General features: G+C 61.8%; 15 protein-coding genes. 3 read left to right on the top strand and 12 right to left on the bottom strand.

All coding sequences use genetic code 11. The features are described from left to right. Positions 1-24 precede the first annotated feature (24 nt). Entirely contained in the window at positions 25-1,836 is a 1,812-nt protein-coding gene (locus tag IPK66_01895) for a long-chain fatty acid--CoA ligase (protein ID MBK8174085.1), read from the top strand. On the opposite strand, the gene IPK66_01890 is transcribed toward IPK66_01895, so the two are convergent. The 4 genes from IPK66_01890 to pyk all read right to left on the bottom strand — a co-directional run bounded on the left by IPK66_01890 (position 1,837) and on the right by pyk (position 6,337). Further along, positions 1,837-2,814, bottom strand: a complete 978-nt coding sequence (locus IPK66_01890) for an NAD-dependent epimerase/dehydratase family protein (protein MBK8174084.1) — start codon at positions 2,812-2,814, stop codon at positions 1,837-1,839. Positions 2,815-3,157: 343 nt separating this feature from the next. Beyond that, positions 3,158-3,565, bottom strand: a complete 408-nt coding sequence (locus IPK66_01885) for a hypothetical protein (protein MBK8174083.1) — start codon at positions 3,563-3,565, stop codon at positions 3,158-3,160. A gap of 378 nt (positions 3,566-3,943) precedes the next feature. Then, positions 3,944-4,813 carry an EamA family transporter RarD gene (gene rarD / locus IPK66_01880; GenBank protein MBK8174082.1) on the bottom strand — a complete coding sequence of 290 codons (870 nt, stop codon included), beginning with the start codon at positions 4,811-4,813 and terminating at the stop codon, positions 3,944-3,946. 114 nt (positions 4,814-4,927) lie between these two features. Continuing rightward, positions 4,928-6,337 carry a pyruvate kinase gene (pyk, locus tag IPK66_01875; protein MBK8174081.1) on the bottom strand — a complete coding sequence of 470 codons (1,410 nt, stop codon included), beginning with the start codon at positions 6,335-6,337 and terminating at the stop codon, positions 4,928-4,930. A 204-nt stretch (positions 6,338-6,541) separates the two neighbouring features. On the opposite strand from pyk, the gene IPK66_01870 reads away from it, so the two are divergent. Then, the gene (locus tag IPK66_01870; GenBank protein MBK8174080.1) at positions 6,542-7,048 is read left to right on the top strand and encodes a peptidylprolyl isomerase; all 507 of its coding nucleotides are present in this window, start codon (positions 6,542-6,544) and stop codon (positions 7,046-7,048) included. A gap of 231 nt (positions 7,049-7,279) precedes the next feature. Next, positions 7,280-7,939 (top strand): MBL fold metallo-hydrolase, encoded by a 660-nt coding sequence (locus IPK66_01865; protein MBK8174079.1) that lies wholly within the window; start codon positions 7,280-7,282, stop codon positions 7,937-7,939. Positions 7,940-7,988: 49 nt separating this feature from the next. On the opposite strand, the gene IPK66_01860 is transcribed toward IPK66_01865, so the two are convergent. The 8 genes from IPK66_01860 to IPK66_01825 form a co-directional block, all read right to left on the bottom strand. Further along, positions 7,989-8,849: a VacJ family lipoprotein gene (locus tag IPK66_01860; GenBank protein ID MBK8174078.1), complete on the bottom strand. Its 861-nt coding sequence runs from the start codon at positions 8,847-8,849 to the stop codon at positions 7,989-7,991. 4 nt (positions 8,850-8,853) lie between these two features. After that, on the bottom strand, positions 8,854-10,170 hold the full coding sequence (locus IPK66_01855; protein ID MBK8174077.1) for an alpha/beta fold hydrolase: 1,317 nt from the start codon (positions 10,168-10,170) through the stop codon (positions 8,854-8,856). Positions 10,171-10,330: 160 nt separating this feature from the next. Further along, complete coding sequence (locus tag IPK66_01850) at positions 10,331-10,510, bottom strand: hypothetical protein (GenBank protein MBK8174076.1); 180 nt, start codon at positions 10,508-10,510, stop codon at positions 10,331-10,333. A gap of 183 nt (positions 10,511-10,693) precedes the next feature. Continuing rightward, positions 10,694-11,869 carry a VWA domain-containing protein gene (locus IPK66_01845; protein MBK8174075.1) on the bottom strand — a complete coding sequence of 392 codons (1,176 nt, stop codon included), beginning with the start codon at positions 11,867-11,869 and terminating at the stop codon, positions 10,694-10,696. 241 nt (positions 11,870-12,110) lie between these two features. Continuing rightward, a complete protein-coding gene (locus IPK66_01840; GenBank protein ID MBK8174074.1) occupies positions 12,111-12,353 on the bottom strand; it encodes a hypothetical protein in 243 nt (80 codons plus the stop codon). Between the two features lie 144 nt (positions 12,354-12,497). Further along, positions 12,498-12,710 (bottom strand): hypothetical protein, encoded by a 213-nt coding sequence (locus IPK66_01835; protein MBK8174073.1) that lies wholly within the window; start codon positions 12,708-12,710, stop codon positions 12,498-12,500. 188 nt (positions 12,711-12,898) lie between these two features. Next, positions 12,899-14,731, bottom strand: a complete 1,833-nt coding sequence (locus IPK66_01830) for a sodium:proton antiporter (GenBank protein ID MBK8174072.1) — start codon at positions 14,729-14,731, stop codon at positions 12,899-12,901. A gap of 231 nt (positions 14,732-14,962) precedes the next feature. Further along, the gene (locus tag IPK66_01825; GenBank protein MBK8174071.1) at positions 14,963-15,814 is read right to left on the bottom strand and encodes a MoxR family ATPase; all 852 of its coding nucleotides are present in this window, start codon (positions 15,812-15,814) and stop codon (positions 14,963-14,965) included. Between the last annotated feature and the right edge of the window lie 11 nt (positions 15,815-15,825).

Raw genomic sequence — 15,825 nt, 5'->3', positions numbered from 1 at the left:
AATCAATACGAGGGCAAGACACGCATGGCTGACGCACGCTGGCCTAACCTCGTTACGATGTTTTTCCGTCAAGCGGACCGGGCCGGGGAACGCCCATTGCTTTGGTTCAAGCGGGACGGACGCTATGCCCCGCTGACATGGCGCGAGGTGGCCGTTCAGATCTGCATGTTGGCGCGCGGCCTGCGCAGCCTCGGGGTCGGGCTGGGCGAACGCATCGTGCTCGTCTCGGAAAACCGCCCCGCCTGGTTCGTCGCCGACTTTGCGATCATGGCCAGCGGCGCGATCACCGTGCCGGCTTATGCGACCAACACCGAATCCGATCATCTTCACATCCTCGAAGACAGCGGCGCCTGTGCCGTCATCGTCTCGTCTCGCAAGCTCGCGCAAAACCTTCTGCCGGCGGTGATGCGCTGTCCGCATATCCGTTTCATCATTTCAATCGACGAACTCGCCCTCGGCCAGCAACCGGACTTCAAGGTACTGACCTGGAGGGAGGTAATGGCGCGAGGCGAGGGCGATCACACGAACATCCGCGCCGCGGCGCTCGCCCTGACCTGCGCCGAGACGGCCTGCATCATCTATACCTCCGGCACCGGCGGCGCACCGAAGGGGGTGATGCTGAATCATGGTGCCATCCTGGCCAACATCGAGGGCGCCATCGACGTGCTGTCCGAGGTCGACCTCGATGACGAGGCGTTCCTGTCGATCCTGCCGTTGTCGCACGCCTACGAACACACCGTGGGGCAGTTCCTGCCGGTGGCGATCGGCGCCGAGATCTATTACGCTGAGGGAATCGACCGTGTCGCCGCGAACATCGCCGAGGCGAGACCAACGATTTTCTCCGCCGTCCCGCGCTTTTTCGAAATCCTGCAGCAACGCATCACGCAAGGCGTGCGCAAGCAGGGCGGCGTGCGCGAGCGGCTGTTCCTGTCCGCCCTCGCCTACGGCCGGCGGCGCTACCTGGACCCGCAATCATTCGGTTTTGGCGCGCGGATCATCGATCTGGCGCTCGAACGGCTGGTCCGCCAGAAATTGCGCGCGCGGTTCGGTGGCCGGCTGAAGGCGATGGTCTCCGGCGGCGCTCCGCTCAATATCGATGTCGCCATTTTCTTCCGGGCGATCGGTCTGCCGGTCGTTCAAGGGTACGGCCAGACCGAGGCGGCACCTCTGATCAGCGTCAATCGGCCGAAGCGTCCCAAGCTGCATACCGTCGGCCCACCAATCAAGGGCGCCGAAGTCCGCATCGCCGAGGACGGCGAAATCCTCGTCCGCGGTAACCTCTTGATGCAAGGATATTGGCAGAACGAGGAAGCAAGCCGTGAAGCGATCCGCGACGGCTGGCTGCATACCGGTGACATTGGCGAGATCGATGCCGATGGCGATCTGCGCATTACCGATCGCAAGAAGGACCTGATCGTTAATTCCGGCGGCGATAATCTTTCGCCGGCGCGCATCGAAGGGTTGCTCAGCCTGCGCCCGGAGATTGCCCAGGCGATGATATACGGCGACCGCCGGCCGCACCTGGTTGCCTTGCTCGTGCCCAACCCCGAATGGGCGAGGCATTGGGCCAAAGTGCAGGAGCGGCCGGACCAAGTTGAGGACCTTGTCGGCGACGCGTCGTTCCTCCAGGCACTCGGCGCCGCGGTCGGAGAAGTCAACCGCAGCCTGTCCGGAATCGAGAAGATCCGCCGCTTCACGGTCACCCCCCGACCGTTCAGCATCGACAACGGACAGTTGACGCCAACGCTGAAAATCCGCCGGCACACCATTTTGTGCGAGTATCGCTCGCAGCTCGACGCGCTCTACGACGTGCCGGTCGCGCCCAAAGCGAAATAATCACACGCCGTAGTACGCGCGATACCAGTCGACGAATTGCGGAATGCCCGTGGCGATCGGCGTCTTCGGCTCAAATCCCAGATCCCGCTGCGCCGAGGCGATGTCCGCGTAGGATTCCCGCACATCGCCCGGCTGCATCGGCAAAAAGTCGACGACGGCGGTCCGGCCAAGCGCCGTTTCGAGGATGGCGATAAAATCGGTGAGGCGCTCCGGATGGTGATGGCCAAGGTTGTAGAGGCGATGAGGCGTGCCGGCACCGGGATCGGGCGGACGGTCCAGGCTGGCAATCACGCCCGGCACGATATCGCCGATGTAAGTGAAGTCGCGCCTCATCTCGCCGTGATTGAACACCGGGATCGGCTCGCCGGCGAGGATCTTGCGCGTGAAAATGCACGCCGCCATGTCCGGCCTCCCCCAAGGCCCATAGACGGTGAAGAATCGCAGCCCCGTGATCGGCAGCCCGTACATCGCCGCATAGGAATCGCTGATCACCTCCATCGCCTTTTTCGTCGCGCCATAGAGCGAAACCGGATGATCGGTGCGATCGTCGGTCGAAAACGGCATTGTCCGGTTGGCGCCATAGACCGATGACGATGACGCATAGACAAAGTGAATGAACCGATCGACCCGGCGCACCTGCTCCAGCAGGACCACATGCGCATCGATGTTGCTGCGCAGATAGACATAAGGATTGACCAGCGAATAACGCACTCCCGCTTGCGCCGCGAGATGCACCACCCGATCGATGTCGGCGTATTCGGAAAAGAACGCGGTGATCGCCTCACGATCGGCGATATCGAGACACCGGAAGCGGAATCCCCCGCGCTGCTCGAGACGCGACAGGCGCGCTTCCTTCAATGAGACCTCGTAGTAGTCGTTCAGGTCGTCGAGACCAATGACGGCTTCGCCACGGTCGAGCAGCGCGTGCGCGACATGCGAGCCGATGAACCCGGCCGCGCCGGTCACCAGAACAGCCATGACGGAACTCTCTTTCGTTTACGGAACGACGCGCGTGGTTGGTCGTGCGAGACCCCGCTGGATGGGGCGTCCACCTCTGACCAAAACAGGTCAATACATAAATGCTGTCCCTCGCCATCGTCTAGCCCATCGATCGCGACATTCGTCGCCTTTGGCGGTCACTACCTTTGCGGGTTGTCGCGACATTTTAATCGCGCGAAGCGTGGAAATCTGGTAGGATGGTGTCAGTTGTTGAAGGCGATGACGTTTTTCGAAGCACAGAATACGGAGGTGGCGGATGACCGCTGACGGCTCGTCCGGCACGGAGAGTGATGCCGCGCACGTTGGGACGAACGGCGCAGCACTATCGCCTCGAATCGATGCGGATGTCCGCCTCTGCGCGCTGTTGGCGCTGCTTCGCGGACAGATTCGCCTTCTCGAACATTCCGCCGCCGAGGCAGGCGAACAACGGATTGCGCTGATCGAACGCCTGGACGGCATGCGGCTGACGGCGGACCGCCTCGCGGAAGCGTTCGCGCACCTCGTCCAAATGGCATCGCCGGCGAAGCCGGGGCCGATCGACTCCACCCCGCGCATTGGCCCGGCCGGCGGCAACACACCGCCGGTCCCCCCCGTGCCGAACGTTACTCGTCCGGCGAAGCACGCTATTACCATTGGGATCAACGATGAGCATCTGCGCGCGTTGGTCGATGCCGGCACGCTGCCTGCGCACTCGAGCGGTGATGCGCGGGCGATTCAAAACGTCGTCCAACTGCTCCTCGATCGCTGGAGCGCGCTCTACGGCACGAACCCCAAGGGCGCTGTGAAGAAACCCGCGGTTACCCCGGCGCCGATCGACCAGCGAAGCGGTCGTGACCGGCGGCGGGGATCTCCTCGTCCGAATTGCCTCCTGAGCTACGTTGCCGGTACTTCGCTCGACCGGCGGAGCGGCAATGACCGCCGACCTTCGACCGGCCAGTCGCCGGCGCCGGACGAAGCGAGCTATTATGCCGGCTGGTCGACGCAGGTGCCGGCGAACCTCGTGCGCTTCGCCGACGAACGGGCGACGCGCGCGGTACGGCGGCGGCTCCGCCCGCAGCCGCCCAAGGGCGGCGGTGGCATCATCCGTTTCGCTCCCATTGGTGAGCGGTCACGACCGGTGGCCCCGGCGCAGCAAGTCGATGGAATACATCGCGAGCGCCGCCCAGATGCAGACGAACGTCGTCAGTCCGGATCGGGAGACAGGCTCACCGAACAGGGCGACCGCGAGCAGGAAATGGGCGCAGGGCGTGATGTACTGAAGGAGGCCGACCGTCGCGAGACGGCTGCGCCGCGCCCCAGCGACGAACAAGATCAACGGTAGGACGGTGATCGGGCCGGCACCCATCAACAGCACATCCGTTTCCCAGCCTCGCGCAGCGAAAGCGCCGCTGCCCTCTATGCCGGCAGAGACGAGAAACGCAAATGCCACTGGCATCAGCATCATCGCCTCGACGGCGAGGCCGCCGACAGGATCGATGCGCACTGTCTTGCGAAGCAGTCCATAGGTTGCGAAGCTCCCCGCAAGGCTGAGCGCCACCCAGGGGACGACGCCGAACTCGGCAAGCTGGTAGACGACCGCGCCGCCAGCGAGGCCGACCGCCAGCCATTGCACACGGCGTAGACGCTCCTTCAGCACGGCGACGCCGAGCACGACGCTGACGAGCGGGCTGATGAAGTAGCCGAGACTGCATTCCAGCACATGTCCGGCGTCGACCGCCCAGATGAATACCCCCCAATTGGCCGCGATCGCCGAGGCAGAGGCGAAAAGGCTCACTGCCGTGCGCGGGGATCTCAAGGCGTCGACGATGCCTCGCCAGTTGCCGCGGACGACGACGACAGCACACAGAAGGACAAACGACAAGACGATGCGATGCGCCAGCACCTGAAACGGCGGGACCGTCGCCACCGCGTTGAAATAGATCGGGAAGAGTCCCCATAACAGATAGGCTGCGACGGAATAGCCGATGCCCCAGCGCAACTCGCGCCGATCGCCGATCGTTTGCGCCAAGGGTGCTGTCACGGCGCGTGACGTTGCACGCGGGCCGACGGTGATCTCACCCTCGAGCCTTGCCGCCCGGCCCGCCGCGGGAAATCACTTCACCTCGGAAATGCGCAGAGTGTTCACCGTCGCCTCCACCGGAAAGCCGGTCAGGAAAACCAGCTTCGAGCCCGATTCGGCAAATCGCTCGGCGATGGCAACCTGTTCCGCCCGAGCGATGAACTCGCGAAACGTCCGGGACATGCCGACAAACACCGGATGGACGCCCCACGATAGGGACAGCATCCGGGCGATGCCCTCTTCCGTCGTCAACGCGAGAATCGGAACGGCTGGACGCTCGCGTACGCAACGCAGGGTCGCCCCCCCCGATCGGGTGTAGGTGATGATGGCAGCGGCGCCGATCGTCTCCGCAGCGCTGCGCGCCGCTGCGGTGATCGCATCCGCTTCCGTCGCCTCGCGCACGGTCTCTTCCATGTGCAGGCCCTTGTGATAAGCCGGATCGCGTTCCGCGCGCATGATGATCCGTTCCATGATCTTTACCGCTTCGACCGGAAAATCGCCCGCAGCCGTCTCAGCCGACAGCATCACCGCATCGGCGCCCTCGTAGACGGCATTAGCGACATCCGACGCTTCGGCCCGCGTCGGTGTCGGCGATTTCACCATCGATTCCAGCATCTGCGTCGCCACGATCACCGGCTTGCCGGCCCGGCGGCAGGCGCGGACGATCCGCCGCTGGAGAACCGGCACATCTTCCGTCGGCATCTCGACGCCGAGGTCACCACGCGCGACCATGATCGCGTCGGAAAGATCAATAATCCGTTCAAGGTGCTGGATGGCGGACGGTTTCTCGAGCTTCGCGAGGATTCGTGCTCTTCCGCCGACCAACTCGCGAGCCTCGGTGAGATCCTCCGGCCGCTGGACGAAACTGAGCCCGATGAACGTCGCGCCAAGTTCCAGGGCGAACTCCACGTCTAGCCGGTCTTTCGCCGTCAGCGGCGAGATATCAAGATGCACGTTGGGCAGATTGACGCCCTTGTGGTTGGACAACCGGCCACCAACCGTGACCCGCGTCTCCGCGTAGTCTGCACCGCAGTCGGTCACCTCCAAACGCAGCTTGCCGTCGTCGAGCAGCAACGCGTCACCTGGCTTCAACGCTGCAAAAATCTCGGGGTGCGGTAGATTAACCCGGGCACCATCGCCCGGATCCGCGTTAAGATCGAGGCGAAAGGCCGCTTCAGTCATTAACTCGACTGATCCCGCAGCAAAGCTTCCAACCCTCAGTTTAGGGCCTTGCATGTCGGCGAGGATGCCGATCGAGCGGCCCAGATTCGCCTCCAGACTGCGGACGATGCGAAACCGTTCGGCGTGTTCCTCATGGGTGCCGTGGCTGAAATTGAAGCGGAACACGTCGACGCCAGCGTCGAGCAGCATCGCCAGCCGCTCCTCGCTGCTGCTGCTTGGGCCGATGGTGGAAACGATCTTAGTGCGAGTGAGTCTACGCATGCGGCAGAACATACTCAGGCTGCAAATGGCTGACCAGCGAGGAATTACGCGTGCATCGCAGTTGTGGCTGGTCTAGGGTGCGCTGTCTCTTTTTATGCCCTGATCCCTCTATGGTGCGCGTGCGTGCCGTGTTTCGTCGAACGGACGTGAGGTGACCGTATGTTCGCTCGAGCTTGGTTGATTGGATTCCTAATGACGGCCTTAATGTCTTTCGGCGCCGATGGTGCGGCACCCGACCCCGAGAACACGTTGCTGATGACCCTCAAGGACGGCACCGTCGTTATCGAAATGCGCCCCGACCTCGCGCCCAAGCATGTGGCACGAATCAAGGAGTTAACCCGTCAAGGGTTTTATGACGGCCTCGTCTTTCACCGTGTGATCGACGGCTTCATGGCGCAGGGTGGCGATCCGAACGGCACCGGGACGGGTGGCAGCGGTGTCAAGCTTCCGGCCGAATTCTCGAAGACGCCGTTCATCCGCGGAACCGTCGGTATGGCGCGCTCGCAGAATCCGAACAGCGGCGATTCACAGTTTTTCATCTGTTTTGCACCCGCGCCGTTCCTTGACGGCCAGTACACCGTCTGGGGCCAAGTGGTTCAGGGAATGGAATTCGTCGACGCCATCAAACGCGGTGACGAAAGTCGTAATGGCGAAGTAACCGCACCGGACCGCATCGTTCGCATGCAGGTCGCTGCCGACGTGAAATCGTAACACTCGGCTCGGCTTCGCACCGCATTCATCCGCCCACCCTTGCGTTTTCGACCAACCGCCCGCCCACGCGCAGTTCGGCGACGGCGGGGCGGCGATGCCGCTTCTAAATGATTGACGGCTTGCGTCGGCTTGAGCGATGCGGCGACAATGCGCGAAACGCATGTGGCGCCGCATCGCCACCAACTCCGCATGCTCGCTCAAGGCATCGGCGAAAGTCAGGGTTCAGGGATGATGCATTACGAGATCGTGCCGGTTACGTCGTTCATGCAAAACTGCTCCGTCGTCTGGTGCTCGGAGACACTGCGCGGCGCGGTGATCGATCCAGGCGGCGACGTCGCGCGCATCCTCGATTTAATCGCCGAACATCGCGTCACGCTTGAACGAATTCTGCTGACCCATGGCCATCTCGATCATGTCGGCGCCGCCCGCGATCTGGCGAAGCGTTACGGAGTCCCGATCGAAGGCCCGCACATCGATGACAAGTACTGGCTCGACGGCATGGAGCAGCAGTGCCGCGTGTTCGGCATGCCAACGCTTCCGGCCTTCACCCCCGATCGCTGGCTTTGCGCAAATGATCAGGTCAAGTTCGGCAACGTGAGTCTCGATGTCCACCACTGTCCCGGTCACACGCCGGGACACGTCGCGTTCTTTTGCGAAGTGACGCGGATTGCATTCGTCGGTGACGTACTCTTTGCCGGGTCGGTGGGGCGCACCGACTTTCCTGGCGGGGATTATGAGACGCTGATCGATACAATCCGCACACGTCTCCTGCCGCTCGGCGATGACGTTTCCTTCATTCCAGGACATGGCCCGATATCGACCTTCGGTGAAGAGCGCCGGACCAATCCCTTCGTCGCGGATCGATCGGCCGGTTGGCGATCCCGCCTTTAGCCGGTCTGCAGCAGGGCGCTCAGGGCGCGATATCTGGCACGTAGTGCGCTCACGGCACTGGCGGTGGCTGGCGGCCAACACTTGTGCCCTCGCCGGTGGGGAAGGGGCGCGCATCCGCCGTAGCAGCACGCTCCGCTGGCACGTCGCCGATCTCGACTTCGCGCTTCTTGGTATAAAGGTAGCGCACGAGTTCGTATTCGAAAGGCGATCCGCTCTCAAAATAGCGGAACGACTGTACGTAGCGCGAATTGATCGCATCGGCGGCGACGATCGGTGGATAGCGCGATTGCAGCGACGATAAGCCGAACGGATCGACAATGGCGAATGCCGCCGTGTCGGTCGCTGTGCCTACAGTATCGCGGGTGTTCGAGGGCCCAAGGATAGGCAGGACGATGTAAGGGCCGCCATCCAGCCCCCAATATCCCAACGTCTGCCCAAAGTCTTCCTGATACTTGGGCATGCCCATTGCGCTGGCGACGTCGACGAAACCGAATAAGCCGAGCATGGTGTTGGTGCCAAATCGCAGCGCCGTTTTTCCCGCGTCGGGAAAATCGAGCTGGAGGATCTGGTTGGCGAAGGTCACCAGATTGCCGATGTTGGAAAAGAAATCCGAGATGCGATCACGCAGAACCAGCGGGACAACAAACTGATAGGCATCGACGATCGGGAGCAGAACGTAGCGATCGGCCTGCGCGTTGAACTTATAAATACGCCGGTTCACACCTTCGAGCGGATCGTCTACGGGGATCAGCCGGGACACCGGCGCCTCGTCGGCTGTGGCGGCCGAGCGTCCGGATTCTCCGCCATCGGGCGGTGGCGCGGCCGTTCCGGCGCAGCCTGCGACGGCGGCCGCGAATGCCGCGCCTGTCAAACCGGAGGCGAGCCGCGGGACAAGAGAATACCGCTTCATCGCATTACTCGGTCAGGAAGCGAACCATGGCGGCGATGACGTGCGCATCTTGGATGTTGCCGCAGTGGCCGCCAGCGGGAAAAATCTGTGCCCGCGTTGCAAAAGTACGACGCAGAAAATCGATGTCTCCCTTGGCGAGAATAATATCGTCGGCATTGGTCACCAGACCGACGTTCTGCGCGCGCGCCAGGAACGGCTCGATCCGCTCAAGGCTTGATTCCGCGATCATGTCGTCCTTGGTCAGCCCCGGTACGCGCTTGGCATAATACGGGTACAACAGATCGTCCAGATAGCGGGCGAAGCCGCGATGCATCCCCTCGTCAAAATAGGGGGAAAGCGACGAGGAAACGGTAAGGATGCGGTCTTGCGGAACGATATAGCCGGACTTGGTCATGACATCGGCGGTAAAAGCGATGTTCGTCGACGAAAGGCGGAACGATATGCCGACCAGGGCGGCCAGTTCCTGATCGGACGGATGGGTTTCAAAATAGGCGCGATAAAGAAAATCCTGGCTCAGATCCACGGATTCCGCGCGTTGATAGACAGCGGTAAAGCGCGCCAGCACGTGATTGAGAAACGCGTCGAGGTGCTCGATGCCACCCGGCAGATTGTTTTCCAGCATCGCATCGAGGACCCGGGAAGACCGGTAAAGGCTGACCGGCGGGTTGATCAGCAGAACCTTTCGAAAGCCGAATGCGCCGATGTGATCATCCAGTTCGGCAACAAACGCCGAGTCCCAGGCACCAAGGCTGTATCCGGAGAGCGAAACGTCGGTAATGGCGATCGTATGCTTCAACTCGGCCAGGATCACGCGCATCACCCGGTGAAGATCTTCAGCGTCCTGGCCCGTCCGCCCGGGTACCGAGGTCGACGACGCGGTAACGATGAAGTTGGGATAGGTTGGCGATGCTAAAGAGACGACGTGAAATCCGGCGACGTAGAAGACCTTCTGCAGGAAGGTCGAGATCCGGGAATTATGACCGGCATTCGTGCCGGCAATGAGAAAAATCAGCGGCGCCTCGCCAGGCTGGGCCGCGAGCGAATAACGAAAGGTATCCTCATACCAGAGGACATCGGGAATCCGTCGCTCGGGAAAAACGCGAAGTTCGCGTTCGGCAATGGGGATTTCCCGTGGCAGGATAACCTTTTCTTGCTCAGGGGTTCCGCCGACGGTCGCCGCATACGGATTGGTCCGCGGATAGGTATACGGGCCCTCGGTCGCCATCAGCCCCTGAGGGTCTGGCTTGAACGCTGGATGACAAGCGGCGAGCAGGCCGATGAGCACCGCAAGGCATGCACTGAACAAAGGCCTGAGAGCCATACGGATGAAGGCTCCTTCGCTTGAACGAAGGGGAATGGCCGAGCCCCCTCTCGCGATGTCCGCAGTTTCTACGCCCGTATGCGCATCATGTCTATCATGTTGCTACTATAGCGCGACGTCGCCCACCCGAACGTTTCGGGCGGGCGGAAGGCGGGAAGCGCTATTCTGCTTGCTTCTTGATGTTCTCGCCCGCCTTTTCAATGCCCTGACCTGTAGTCTCGACATTGTCCTTGGTGTCCTCCTTGACACCTTCCCACGTCTCGCTGCAGGCCATCAGGCCGAAGCTGAGGAGAGAAAACGCAAGTACCGGCAGTCTCAACATCCGTAAAGTCGTGTCCATCGTTTCATACCCCTTCCCTCACCGTTCGTCGGCGACGGGCAGCCGCCTCCGCCAACGGAACACCCTCGAAAGCGCAGCATCGCCCATTTGACGCACGGCAGCAAAGATTTCGACGTGATGCAGTGCCCTAACGCCTCCATCGAGGCAAACGTTCCCCGCCGTATCCGCTTGGCCCCGCTATATTTAGCGGCTCAGGCATCGCATGGCGCGGTCGAGACCGTCTAAGGTCAGCGGAAACATCCGCCCGGCGAAGATCTGTCTCATCATCTGCGTCGATCGAGTCGCATCCCACCATTCCTCCGGCGTTGGGTTGAGCCAGACGGCTTTCGGATAAACGGTGAGCAGGCGCTGCATCCAAGTAAGGCCAGGCTCGTCGTTCCAATGTTCGACCGAGCCACCGGGCGTGACGATCTCATACGGGCTCATCGACGCATCTCCGACGAAAACCGCCTTATAATCATGCGGATAGGTGTGCATCACGTCCCACGTCGGCGTCAATTCGGCATGCCGGCGGCGGTTGTCGCGCCACAGCCCCTCGTAGACGCAGTTGTGAAAGTAAAAATATTCCAGATGCTTGAACTCGGAGCGCGCGGCCGAGAATAATTCGGCACAGATTTGCACGTATGGGTCCATAGAGCCGCCGACGTCGAGGAACAGGAGGACCTTCACCGCATTGTGCCGCTCCGCAACCATCTCGATGTCAAGCCAGCCCTTCTTCGCTGTGGCGCGAATGGTTGCCGGCAGGTCGAGCTCGGTCGCGGCGCCTTGCCGGGCGAAACGGCGGAGTTTTCGCAGTGCGATCTTGATCGTTCGGGTGCCGAGTTCGACGTCGGCATCGAGATTCTCGAACTCGCGCTTATCCCAGACTTTGACCGCTCGATTATTCCGGTTTCGGTCCTGGCCAATGCGAATGCCTTCGGGATTGTAGCCCCAGGCCCCGAACGGGGACGTGCCGCCGGTACCGATCCATTTCGATCCCCCCTGATGTCGGCCCTTTTGTTCTTCAAGGCGCTTCTTCAGGGTTTCCATAAGCTTATCCCAGCCGCCGAGCGCTTCAATTTGCGCCTTCTCCTCCTCGGTAAGGATCTTTTCGGCGATCTTGCGCAACCATTCGTCAGGAATCTCGACGGGGTTGCTGCCTTCAGGAGCTTCCAGACCTTTGAATACGTGGCCAAAGACGCGATCGAACTTATCGAGGTTGGTCTCGTCCTTTACCAGGCATGAGCGGCTGAGATAGTAGAAATCGTCGACCGAGTAGTTCGCGATGCCTTGGCCCATCGCTTCCATCAGCGTCAGATACTCGCGCAAGCTGACCGGGACACGTGCCTCGCGCAGCTCGAAAAAAAAATTGATGAACATGGCGCGGTTCGCTTTGGCCCCCGATCCATCCCTTCCACCGGCTCGGAACACCACAGGCCTCAAGGCCGACGGCGAGAGCGTCTATTCTCAGCATACGCCGAAGCCCATGTCTGTCGCCAGGGGCCGATTGGCAACGTCGCCGGACGGACTTATCGGGAAGCGCGCGCGCCAGGATCGTCGATATCAACTCAGGGACTGTCTGGCGATTGCAAGCCGGCGAGCGCGCTCGCAATCGTGATCGTCAGTCTTCGGGAGGATCGATGCCTTCGCCGTAACCGACGCCGGCCACCCAGCCAACGAGGGTTCCGGCAGCGATAATCAGAGCCAGAAGCACGCCAAACGTAAATTTATCCCACCAGCGCACGATCCTACGACAAAGAAGTTCGAACGTCGTATGCCTGGATTTGTGGTCACGACGGCCGACCCGGGCGTCGTCAAGTCGCGCAAGGCCCATAGGGCTCTGCGTTCGGTGATGGGCAACCATGGTACGCTCCCGCCCCGTCCGATCGGCCGCGCGGACCGTGGATTTTCCGATGCAGGGATCGTTGTACCAAACGGATACTGGCGGCGCTGTGATGGTCATCGCATTGCCAAGACGTCGCGAACGGCGCACCACCTCACACGATTATCAATAATCGAGCGTATAAGGATCAGGACCCTCGCCCTTACTGATCAGCAGAGCGATGAGCCCGGACGCGATCGCGCCGACAAAACCGAGCATTCCACGCACGCGCGCCCAGCCGCTGTCGATGCGGAGGAACCGTCCGACGCTGTGGCGCTCACTGCGCGGCTCGACACAGAAGTATGATCCCGCATCCGTTGTCGTCTCAAGCACCACCATGACCTGCGCCCCTGCTCATCGTTTACGTCTATTTACCACTTGTTCTATAGACTAACTTCGAATTTACCGCGCGTCAAGCGCTTTGGTTGCGGACCGTCCGCCTGTGCCAAAGCGCAGTTCGCGCCGCCGCCGCCACCTGCGTAGAATGGAGGGGATTAAGCTGGCGCCGAGCTTGGCGAAACCAGACCCTAGCCCGGCAAGGTCGCGAGTTTGGAGACGGCGCGAGGACGCACGTCAGGCGGTGCAAAGCTGACAACAACATCCCCCGGACGGGCAGTGGGATGCTGGCGTTGGGTCTCGAAGCGAATCTCGCCGCTCCCGCGCAGCAACAGCAGGGGTTCCGTTCCCTCCGCCCGGTCTTCTAGATAGCGCTCCCACCCGTAGGTCTCGGTGAGCTTCGTTTTTTGGAACACCCAGCCAGCAGCGCAGCGCTGATTGAGGTCGTCCCAACCCGCCCCTGATCCCAGCAAGGTTCGACCTCGCGTGCTCACCGCGTAGCCGTGCATTTCGTGTTCGTCATCTTCGCGCGTGCCAAGCTGTAAGACGTTTTCCTTGCCGAAGTGCGGCGAAAGATGAATGCAGGCGAAGGCGTTGTAGGCGTCATTGTCGGTCACGGCGAGAAGGTACGAAAACCGGTCAAGCTCGACATGGTAGCTCGCGGCTTCCGAGAGGATTTCGCCGAAGTGCACAGGCATATTGGCGAGACGCGCCGGGCGAAGCCGCCGCCAATTGGTATCGACGATCATCACCGGCACCGACTGATCCGTGAGGGTTACGGCGAGCGCGGTGCTCCAGGGGGATCCACCGACAATGAGGACGCCAGGCCGTGTCGTCGCCGAAAGGCCGAGGCGCTGCGCGAGGAAGCGGATGGAAAAGCCGTGAGCAACGACTGTGGCGAAGACGATCAGAAACGTCAGTGGTACCAGCTTTGCCGCATCCGGATAGCCGCGCGCAATGAGAGGGCCGGCGAAGAAGCCGGACACCGCGACGGCCACGACCCCGCGGGGAGCGATCCAACCGACGAGCGCGCGTTCGCGCCACGTCAGCCCGCTGCCGATGGTACTCAGCCATACCGTCGCCGGGCGAACGACGAACAGCATGGCAAAAACGAACGCGAGGCTCCGCCAGTCGGCCATTGACACAAGTGTCATCCGGTCCAGCGAGGCGGTTAGCAGCACGAACACCGCGGAGACGAGGATAATCGACAGGCTCTCTTTGAACCGGCGGATCTCCTCGAAATTGGCGAACCGCGTATTGGCGATGGTCACACCGAGGACGGTGACGGTGAAAAGGCCGGATTCCGCCTGCAGCAGGTTGGCGCTTTCATAGCCGGCGAGAACGAGGACGAGCAGGGCGGGGGTCTTCAAGTGTTCCGGCACGAGCCCTTTGGCGAAAATGAATACGGCGGCCCGGCCGAGGGCGAAGCCCAGCGCCGCACCGACCGCGGAGGCGGCGAGGAGCCAGCCGACGCGGATCACTCCGTCCTCGGTACCGCGGACGAGCAGAAACTCGAAGACCAGCACGGCCAGCATCGCGCCGATCGGATCGTTGACGATGCCTTCCCACTTGAGGACGGATGCGGGCCGCGCGGCCAACCGCGCCTGGCGCAGAAGCGGCAGGATCACCGTCGGCCCGGTAACGACGAGCAGTCCCCCAAACAGAGCCGCGATCGGCCAGGACAAGCCGGCGACGAAATGCGCCGCAAGAGTGCCAAGCACCCAGCCGATCGGCACCGCGGCAATGATCAGACGACGGACCGCGATCGACGTTTCCCGCAACTCACGGAAGTTCAGATTGAGGCCGCCCTCGAACAGGATGATGGCGACCGCAATGGCGATCATCGGTCGCAGCGCTTTCCCGAAATCGGCCTCCGGATCAAGCAGTCCGAACACCGGGCCGACGAGGATACCGGCGACGGAGAGAAGGACAATCGCCGGCAGGCGTGTTCGCCAGGCAATCCATTGCGCCATCATCCCGAGCACACCGATCGCCGTGACTTCGAAAATCAGCCGTTCCTGCATTCGAGCCCCTTTCGCCAGATGGCGGTCTCGCGCATGCGCGTTTGCCCCATGCGCCCCTCGGTCACGGCCTCACTGCCGAACGACCGCAGCACAAACGCTCAAAGGGCCTTGACGGTTCTGCTGTCCATCAAGCGGCGACCGCGAAGCGCAGCCGCGCACTCGGACAATTCGTCGGGCGCTGGATCGAAGCTGTGCGAAAAGATGGGCCGCAACGGCCCTGCCGACTGGCGGCTATCGCCCTTCCCGGCGATTGAGGAACGCAAGCCGCTCGAATAGGTGCACGTCCTGCTCGTTTTTCAGCAGCGCGCCATGCAGTGGCGGGATCAGCGTGCGTGCGTCCCCGGCTCGCAGGGCTTCGGAGGGAATATCCTCGATCATCAGGAGCTTGATCCAATCGAGGAATTCCGATGTCGATGGCTTCTTCTTGAGCCCCGGCACCTCGCGCATCTCGAAAAACACGTTCAGCGCCTCCTGAACGAGCCGCTTGTGGATGCCCGGGTAATGCACCTCGACGATTTGCTGCATCGTCTCGCGATCGGGAAAACGGATGTAATGAAAAAAGCAGCGACGCAGGAACGCGTCCGGCAGCTCCTTTTCGTTGTTCGATGTGATGAGGACGATCGGCCGCTGCCGCGCCGCAACCGTTTCTTTGGTTTCGTAAACGTAGAACTCCATGCGATCGAGTTCGAGCAGCAGGTCGTTGGGGAACTCGATGTCCGCCTTGTCAATCTCGTCGATCAGCAGGACAGGCCGTACGTCACTGACGAACGCCTCCCATAGCCGCCCACGCACAATGTAATTGGCGATGTCGTGAACACGCGCCTCGCCGAGCTGGGAATCGCGCAGCCGGGCAACCGCGTCATACTCGTAAAGTCCCTGCTGCGCTCTGGTCGTCGATTTGATGTGCCACTGGATCAACGGCACGGAAAGCGCCCGGGCAATCTCCTCGGCAAGGATCGTCTTCCCCGTGCCGGGCTCGCCTTTAATCAGAAGGGGCCGCTCGAGCGCGATCGCTGCGTTGACCGCGACCATCAGATCTTCGGTCGCGACGTACCGGTCCGTCCCTTCGAAACGTCTCTTCATCGAGCATCCGT

The organism is Rhodospirillales bacterium, from assembly GCA_016712595.1.
GTDB lineage: Bacteria > Pseudomonadota > Alphaproteobacteria > Rhodospirillales > Defluviicoccaceae > Defluviicoccus.
This window is presented reverse-complemented; position numbering and strand designations above follow the sequence as displayed.

Coding starts and splice junctions, on each gene's coding strand:
- IPK66_01895 (MBK8174085.1), top strand. CDS start 25: ATGGCTGACGCACGCTGGCCTAACCTCGTTACGATGTTTTTCCGTCAA.
- IPK66_01890 (MBK8174084.1), bottom strand. CDS start 2,814: ATGGCTGTTCTGGTGACCGGCGCGGCCGGGTTCATCGGCTCGCATGTC.
- pyk (MBK8174081.1), bottom strand. CDS start 6,337: ATGCGTAGACTCACTCGCACTAAGATCGTTTCCACCATCGGCCCAAGC.
- IPK66_01870 (MBK8174080.1), top strand. CDS start 6,542: ATGTCTTTCGGCGCCGATGGTGCGGCACCCGACCCCGAGAACACGTTG.
- IPK66_01865 (MBK8174079.1), top strand. CDS start 7,280: ATGCATTACGAGATCGTGCCGGTTACGTCGTTCATGCAAAACTGCTCC.
- IPK66_01860 (MBK8174078.1), bottom strand. CDS start 8,849: ATGAAGCGGTATTCTCTTGTCCCGCGGCTCGCCTCCGGTTTGACAGGC.
- IPK66_01855 (MBK8174077.1), bottom strand. CDS start 10,170: ATGGCTCTCAGGCCTTTGTTCAGTGCATGCCTTGCGGTGCTCATCGGC.
- IPK66_01850 (MBK8174076.1), bottom strand. CDS start 10,510: ATGGACACGACTTTACGGATGTTGAGACTGCCGGTACTTGCGTTTTCT.
- IPK66_01845 (MBK8174075.1), bottom strand. CDS start 11,869: ATGTTCATCAATTTTTTTTTCGAGCTGCGCGAGGCACGTGTCCCGGTC.
- IPK66_01840 (MBK8174074.1), bottom strand. CDS start 12,353: ATGGTTGCCCATCACCGAACGCAGAGCCCTATGGGCCTTGCGCGACTT.
- IPK66_01835 (MBK8174073.1), bottom strand. CDS start 12,710: ATGGTGGTGCTTGAGACGACAACGGATGCGGGATCATACTTCTGTGTC.
- IPK66_01830 (MBK8174072.1), bottom strand. CDS start 14,731: ATGCAGGAACGGCTGATTTTCGAAGTCACGGCGATCGGTGTGCTCGGG.
- IPK66_01825 (MBK8174071.1), bottom strand. CDS start 15,814: ATGAAGAGACGTTTCGAAGGGACGGACCGGTACGTCGCGACCGAAGAT.